A 7,183-nucleotide genomic window follows, 5' to 3' on the forward strand; every position below is an offset into this window, starting at 1 on the left:
CTACGCCATGTGGCCCGTCCGCTCCGGACCGTCGAGGTAGCGGTCGAGGGCGGCGGCCGCGGTGAGCATCGCTCGTGCTCTGGTGTTGAGGGCTCGGCGGCGGTCGGCCAGGGCGTGGGCGACCCTGGTGGGGTCGTGGGTGTCGCGGAGTTCGTCGAGCAGCAGCCTGATGTCGGGCAGGCGGTGGCTTGCCCGGCGGAGTTGGCTGACGAGGTGGGCGTCGCGCACGTCGCCCGCGGTGTACGCGCGGTGGCCCTGGTGGTCGCGTCCCGGCCTGAGCAGCCCCTCCTGCTCCCAGCGGCGCAGGGTGGCGGGGCGCGAGCCCGTTCGGTGGGCGAGGGTGCTGATCGGGATCGGTGGGCCGTCCCACGGTTGGACGGTGATGTCGTTCAGGGCGGTCTCGACCGCGTCGACGACACCGCGCGCCGAGACGAGCCCGACGTGGCTCCGGTCGATCAGGTCCAGCGCGTCGTCCAGCCGGTCGCCGTTGACCGCGACCATGATCGCGCTCGCCGTGGGGTGGCCGTGAGCGGGGACGAGGGCCAGGAACGCGGCCAGTGCGAGCGCGTGGCGCTCGGCGTACCGCCGGTACCCCGAGCCGGTCCGCTCGGCGGGCGGCAGCAGACCCGCCTCCTCGTAGTTGCGCACCGCCTGGGTCGACAGCCCGTGCCCTCGCGCGAGATCGATCGGCCGCATGACTCCCCCGGTTGAAGGTTCTGCCCCACTCACCTGCGGATGGTCGCTCCGAAGTTTCAATGGAGTGTTCAAGGATACGGTTGAGCTGGTCAGATCGTCCGACCGGAAGGACCGAGCATGACCAGCGGCACCCCCGCTCCCCTGATCAGCGCCACCGACCACCGCGCGCTCGGTGACGCCGTCGCCGCCCGGCCGCGCCTGCCGCGGGTGCTCGGCCTCGGCGAGCCGATGCACGGCGAGGACGAGTTCCTGCTCGTCCGGAACGCCCTCTTCGCCGCGCTCGTCGACCAGGCGGGTTTCACCACGATCGCCCTGGAGAGCAGCGTCTGGCACGGCCGCGTCGTCGACGCCTACGTCCGGGGAGGCGACGGCGACGAGGACGACGTCCTGGCCACGGGCCTCACCCACGAGTTCGGCACGTTCGCGGGCAACCGCGCGCTGGTCCGGTGGATGCGCGAGCAGAACCGGCACCGCCCGCCGGGCGAGCACCTGCGGTTCGCGGGCTTCGACGCGCCCGTCGAGATGGCCGCGGCGCCCAGTCCGCGCGCGGCGCTCCAGGAACTGCACGACTTCCTGCGCACGCACGCCCACGACGAACTCGACCTCCCGCCGTGGGAGGGGATCGACCGGCTGCTCGGACCCGAGGACCCCTGGATCGACCCGGCCGCGGCGATGGACGCCACCCGCTCGATCGGCGCGGACCCACGGGTCCACGCGCTGCGCGCCCTCACCGACGACCTGCGCTGGGCCCTGACCGGCGAGATCCCCCGGCTGCGCCACGAGATCAGCGCCGACGACCTGGACAACGCCCTCCTCGCGGGCCGCACCGCCGCGGGCCTGCTCGCCTACCACTCGGTCATGGCACGGGACACCGAACACCGCTGGCAGCACCTGTCCGCCCTCCGCGACGCGCTGATGGCCGACAACGTCCAGGCCATCGCCGACCGCGGCCCCACCCTCGTGTTCGGCCACAACCTGCACGTGCGAGCGGGCGCCGCCCGGATGGCGTTCGGCCCGGCGACACTGCGCTGGCAGCCCGCGGGCGCGCTCCTCGCCGACCGCCTGGGCGACGACTACCACGTCATCGCCTGCGCGCTCGGCGAAGCCGCCCACCGCGACCTCGCGGACCCTCCGGTGAACACCGTCGAAGGCGCTCTCCACCGCGACCTGCCGCCGGGCCACCACCTCCTGTCCGCCCAAGCCCTCCGTCCGCTCCAGCAGCGCTGCGTGCCCCGCGTCAGCCCGAGCTACAACTACTTCCCCATCGACGAGACCCTGCTCGACCAGGTCGACGAGATCCTGTTCCTGCACACCATCACGGCCGACTCGACCACCTCCGACCGGACCTCGGTGTGGTGAGCCGGTAGCGCGGGCCCACCGCGCCGCCTCGGCCGGGCCGGGAGTGCCCGGCCGAGGCGCGGACCGTCGGCGCGTTCACGAGCCCGCCACCTCCGTCAGCTCGGCCAGGTCGGCCAGCAGTTCGCTGGCGGACACGGCGTCGAGCGCGCCGAGGGTCGTGTCGGCGGGGGTGTTGTGCCAGCGGTGGCCCACGGTGTCGCGGTCGACGAACACGCGGCGCAGCGTCTGGTCGCCGAGGGCGTCCAGGTCGCCGACGACGAGGCCGGGGTCGAGTTCGACGATCGCGTGCTGCCCACCGGGCAACCGCTTGTACAGGCCCGGCTCGACGCCGCCGTCCATCGGCGCGCCGCGCTCCCAGCCCAGCCGCACCAGCAGCAGCACGCGGGTGGTGGGCAGCACGACACCCTCGAACCTGGACAACCTCGTCCCGGCCCGCTCGGCCTCGGTCAGCGCGTGCACCGGGCGGCCGAGCTGCGGGAACGGTTGCAGGATCTCGTAGTCCGCGAAAACGCCCGACCACGCCTCGACCGACTCCCCCAGCCGCAGCGGGTGCGCCACGGCGACCACCGCGTCCTCCGGGAGCACGAAGACGTCGTCGTCCACTGTGGACAGCGAGCTGTCCTCGGCGACCCGGAACGACCCGGTGACCGCGCCAGACTCGCTCTGCGTCACCCACACCAGCCGTCGCACCAGGTGCACCAGCAGCGGGTGGCCCGCGAGAAACTCGGTGAACTCCTCGCCGGTCCACGTCCTGCCGCTCACCATCGCCCGCTCCAGCCTGGTGATCTGGTCGGCGGCGAGCGTCCGCACGTCCTTCTTCAGATCGGTGAAACGCTGGTAGGCGGCCGTCGCCAGGCCCTCGTCGTCCTTCGCCCCCGGCTTCGGCAGCGACTTGCGCGGCGTGCCGTCCTCATCGGACACGAACGGCCTCAACCGCTCGTCGAAGCCCACCACGAACCGGCGCGGGCCGTAGTCGAGCACCGCGGACCCGGCCCGCGACAGGCCGAGGTCCGGCACGAGGCGGTCGGCCAGCCGCTCCGGCGACAGCCCCAGCTTGGCGGCGACGTGCTCGATCTTCTCCCTCGCCTTCTCGCGGAGCCCGGCGAACTTCACCTTCCGCGCGATGCCGTCGAGGTGCATGAGCGCGACGTCCGTGCCGATGTCGGCCAGCACGTCCAGCCCGGTGACGGCCCGCACGTGACCGCCCTCCCCCGGCCAGGCACGGATCACCGGGGCGAGCGCGCGCACCGTGCCGTCGTCGCCGAGCACGCCCAGCGCGGTGAGCGCCCAGCCGTCCTTGGACGGCATCCCGGCCGCGCGCCACTGCTCGAACAGCGCCCAGCCGAACTCCGCGACCGACGCCGGGTCGCAGGCCTCGACGACCGGGGCGACACCGCCGTAGGGCTCGCCCGGCCGGGACAGCGCCAGCATCGTCAGCAGGTCGCCGACGGCTCCGGTCGGCAGCGCGACCCGTTCGTCGCGCAGGCGGATCTGCGGCAGCGTCGCCACGGCCACCCACCCTCCCGGTACCGGGAGCTTCTTCGGCAGCAGCGACAGCGGGTCTGTCGCGAGGACGACGCTCACCGCTCTGACGGCCTCGGCGCCCAGCGCCGACGCGGCGGCGACCACCGCGGCCTCCCCGATCTCCGCCGCGACCAGGCGGACCGCGCCCTCGGCCGCGGTCCGCTCCCGGCCCAGCGCGCCGAGCGCGGTGGGCAACAGGAACGGCAAGGCGTCCGCTCCGTGCCGGGTCAGCCAGGCCACCGCCTGCGAACGCACGGACTTCTTGTCCAGCGCGGCCACCATCGTGCGGGCGACCCGCTCGTCCAGCACCGGCCGGAGCACGCGCAGCGCGTCGGCCGCGGTGCCCAGGTTCAGCAGGGCGGGGAGCGCGGCGAGCCCGAAGCGCTCCAGCAGCGCCGCGCCCCACGACTCCACCCGCCAGGTGCTGGTCGGCCGGTACGCCGCGATCAGCGGCTCGACCAGCTCCAGCGGCGCGTGCAGGAACGTCGGGTACGCGACGATGCCGCGCCGCGCCACCTCCGCGGCCCAGTCGGTCGTGCGGCGGTGGTAGAGCAGGTTCGCGTCGCGCTCGGCGGCTGCGGCCCGTTCCTCGTCCGGCAGCCAGGCGATCCGCGCGGCGACCGGGATCGGCAGACCCGGCACCACGACCGGCGGCGCGGGCTTCGGGCGCGTCCACGGTGGCACGCGCAGGACCTCCGGCAGCGACTCGGCGGACGCGTCGGGCAGCCGTTCGACCCCGGCGAGCAGCGTCGACGCGACCTCCCGCTCGGCGGGCGCCAACCCGTCCAGCAGCGCGGGGACCGCGACGAGGTGGCTGCGCAGCAGGTCTGCCGCGGCGGGCGACCACGGCTGGTCCGCCACGGCGGCAGCGGCCAGCAGCCGTGCCGCGCGCCGCGGGTACCGGCGCATCGCCTCCTGGAGCGCGGGCCGGACCTGCGGCGCCTCGACCCGGACCAGCAGCCTGGTGAACGCGTCGTCCGTGGGCATCTCGACCAGCCCGGCCAGCAGCCGCCTGGTCAGGTCGGCGTCGGCGTCCTCCAGCCAGTCGGCGAACGCCGCCGCCGCGCTCGGCCCGAGCGCGCGCAGCAGCGTCGGCACGACCCGGCCGTCCCGCTCGGCGACGCGGCGCACGGAGCCCTCGGAGACGGCCGCGAGCTGCTCCGGCGTGCTCAGCGCCGCCAGCAGGCAGGCTCTGGTGACCGCGTCCACGGCGTTCTCGGCCTCGGCCACCGCCCGGTCCACCAGCGCCGTCTCGGTCGGCAGCAGGAACGCCGCCACGCACGTGCCGATGTGACCGATGTCCAGCGCGACGACCTCCGCGACCGCGGCGGCGTACTCGTCGTCGGCAGCCGCGGCGAGTGCCCGCCGGACCTCGCCGCGCATCTCCTCGACCGCCGAACCCCACCGCAGGAAATCACGGGGCTGCGCTCGCCGCAGCACCTTCGACTTCGCCTCGGCCACGACGTCGGCCGCCAACACGGTCGCGGCGGCGGCGAACGCGACACCGTGCTGCTGGACCCAGTCGGAGGCCACCAGCCCGAGCCCACGGCGTTCCCGGTAGTCGAGCACGGCGGCGAGGGCGACCACCGCCGCCGCCGCGCCCAGCGGATCGGCGGCACCGGCGAGGTAGCGCGCCACAGCCTCGCGCATCTCCTGGTCGCCGCCGTCGATCAGCGGGGTGAACCGCGGCGAGTGCCGTTCGACGAGCGCGGCGGTGGTACCGACGGCGGCCGGGTCCGCCTTGCGCTTCACCCGCCCCTGGTCCCGCCGCGGGTACGCCGACCGCACCTGCGTACCGGGCGTGAACACGTCCTCGTCGGCCGGGTCCACGGCCGGGCTCACGCCCTCGGACGAACTCACGGCCGCAGCCGGGCTCTCAGCCTCGGACGAACTCACGGCCGTGGTCCCACCCTCGGACCGACCCCCGTCCACCACCGGGCCCTCATGCTCGGGCGGACCATCCACCGCCGGAGTGGCCGGGCCTTCGACCTCGGGCGGGCCCTCCGCCGCCAGAGCAGCAGGCCCCTCGTCCTCGGGCGGACCCTCCGCCGCCGGAGCGGCCGGGCTCTTGACGGCCGCCGCCTCGCCGACCTCGCTGTATCCCTTGCGGAGCTTGGCCGCCGCCTGGGCGTCCAGGAAGGACCGTGCCGCGGCGGCGGAGGCGAACTCCTTGCGCTTGGTCTGCCCGGCCGTGCCGAGCCGCCCCCACCGCACCGTCACGGCAGCGTCCTCACAGGACGCCTCCCAGAACTTCTCGGAGCTTCCCCCGATGTACTCCAGCCGCCGCACGGCCCCTCCCACCACTGTGGATCGTTGTCGAGCGCACCGTATCCCGGAGCACCGACAATTCCTGATCCCAGCCGGGCGGGAGGGCCGTCAGGGCGACCAGGGCGCGTCGAAGGACCAGGCGATGTCCGGCACCAGGTTGGCCGCCGTGTCCCACGCGTTGGAGCCGCCGGGGGTGGCCAGCCACAGCTCGCTGTTGATGTGCCGGAGGTAGGAGCCGGGGATGTTCCACGAACTCAGCCGCACCCCGGTCGGCGCGGACCGGCCGCACCAGGTCGCGTCGGCGCGCGTGAGCGCCGTGCCGTCGTCGGCGCTGATCCTCACGCGGGAGTTCTGGTGGCGGAGGTAGTAGCCGGGGAAGTTGCGGGACTCGAGGCTGTGGCAGCCGCCCGCCAGGCCGGGAACGACCCGCCAGGTGGCGTCGGACTTGAGCAGGGCGGAACTGCCCGCGTCCACGTGTTCGGTGCGCCCCAACGAGTTCTGGTGGCGGACGTACCGGTCGGTGAAGCCCGGCGTGGTGACCCGCAGCGACCGGGCACCGGACGGCAGGGTGACGGGAGCGCCGTCGTCGCCCGCGGAACCGGGGACGGCGGCGAGCGCGGTGGCCCAGCGGGCGGCCATCTTGTCGTAGCCCGCGCGGGTGGGGTGGACGCCGTCGGCGAGGTCCGCCGCGGTGAGGGCGGAGTTCATGTCGACGAAGTGCACGCGGGCGCCCTTGCCCTGGACCACGCCGGGGATGGCGGCGTTGAGGGTGTTGGCCTTGGCGTTGAGCGCGGGGTCGCCCAGCGGGATGAGGGAGGACACGAACACGTCGGCGTTCGGCGCCGCGGCGCGGATGTGGTCGACCAGCGCGCCGAGTCGGGCGGGCGCGCCGGGCAGGTCGTGGTTCTGCACGACGTCGTTGGTGCCGACGTGGATCAGCACGGTCCGCGGCGCGGTGCCGCGCACCCAGGCGTCGACGTTGGCGTCGATCTGGTCGATGCGCCAGCCGGGGTGGCCCTCGTGGTCGTGGTCGGGCAGGTCGGCCGGGCCGTTGGACTGCGAGCCGACGAAGTCGACCAGGTGGCCCGCGTTGGCCAGGGTGCGCCACAGGGCGATCCGGTAGCCGCCGGGGACGTTGAAGCCGTCGGTGATCGAGGCGCCGAGCGGCAGGATCCGCACGCCTCCGTTGCTCTCCGCCGCCGTCGCCACGCCCGTGAGGCCGAGCGCCGTGAGACACAGGGTGGTCAGGACCAGCGCGCACCGTCGCCACATGTCGAACTCCCGTTGTTCGGGTGAGACCGCGAGGGGGACGGGCGGGGGGGGGGGGGGGGGGGGG

4 protein-coding genes are annotated in these 7,183 nt (G+C 74.6%); 1 reads left to right on the forward strand and 3 read right to left on the reverse strand.

The window, feature by feature from the left end:
* Positions 1-696: a MerR family transcriptional regulator gene (locus NZH93_RS12695; RefSeq protein WP_259623229.1), complete on the reverse strand. Its 696-nt coding sequence runs from the start codon at positions 694-696 to the stop codon at positions 1-3.
* A 117-nt stretch (positions 697-813) separates the two neighbouring features.
* On the opposite strand from NZH93_RS12695, the gene NZH93_RS12700 reads away from it, so the two are divergent.
* Complete coding sequence (locus tag NZH93_RS12700) at positions 814-2,055, forward strand: erythromycin esterase family protein (protein WP_259623230.1); 1,242 nt, start codon at positions 814-816, stop codon at positions 2,053-2,055.
* 75 nt (positions 2,056-2,130) lie between these two features.
* Here NZH93_RS12700 and NZH93_RS12705 read toward each other — a convergent pair whose 3' ends face one another.
* Both NZH93_RS12705 and NZH93_RS12710 read right to left on the reverse strand, forming a co-directional pair.
* The gene (locus tag NZH93_RS12705; protein ID WP_259623231.1) at positions 2,131-5,868 is read right to left on the reverse strand and encodes a DUF4132 domain-containing protein; all 3,738 of its coding nucleotides are present in this window, start codon (positions 5,866-5,868) and stop codon (positions 2,131-2,133) included.
* 87 nt (positions 5,869-5,955) lie between these two features.
* Positions 5,956-7,119: an AbfB domain-containing protein gene (locus NZH93_RS12710; protein WP_259623232.1), complete on the reverse strand. Its 1,164-nt coding sequence runs from the start codon at positions 7,117-7,119 to the stop codon at positions 5,956-5,958.
* Positions 7,120-7,183 lie beyond the last annotated feature (64 nt).

The sequence above is a fragment of the Umezawaea endophytica genome, from assembly GCF_025061645.1.
GTDB classification, from domain to species: Bacteria; Actinomycetota; Actinomycetes; order Mycobacteriales; family Pseudonocardiaceae; genus Umezawaea; species Umezawaea endophytica.

Coding starts and splice junctions, on each gene's coding strand:
- NZH93_RS12695 (WP_259623229.1), bottom strand. CDS start 696: ATGCGGCCGATCGATCTCGCGCGAGGGCACGGGCTGTCGACCCAGGCG.
- NZH93_RS12700 (WP_259623230.1), top strand. CDS start 814: ATGACCAGCGGCACCCCCGCTCCCCTGATCAGCGCCACCGACCACCGC.
- NZH93_RS12710 (WP_259623232.1), bottom strand. CDS start 7,119: ATGTGGCGACGGTGCGCGCTGGTCCTGACCACCCTGTGTCTCACGGCG.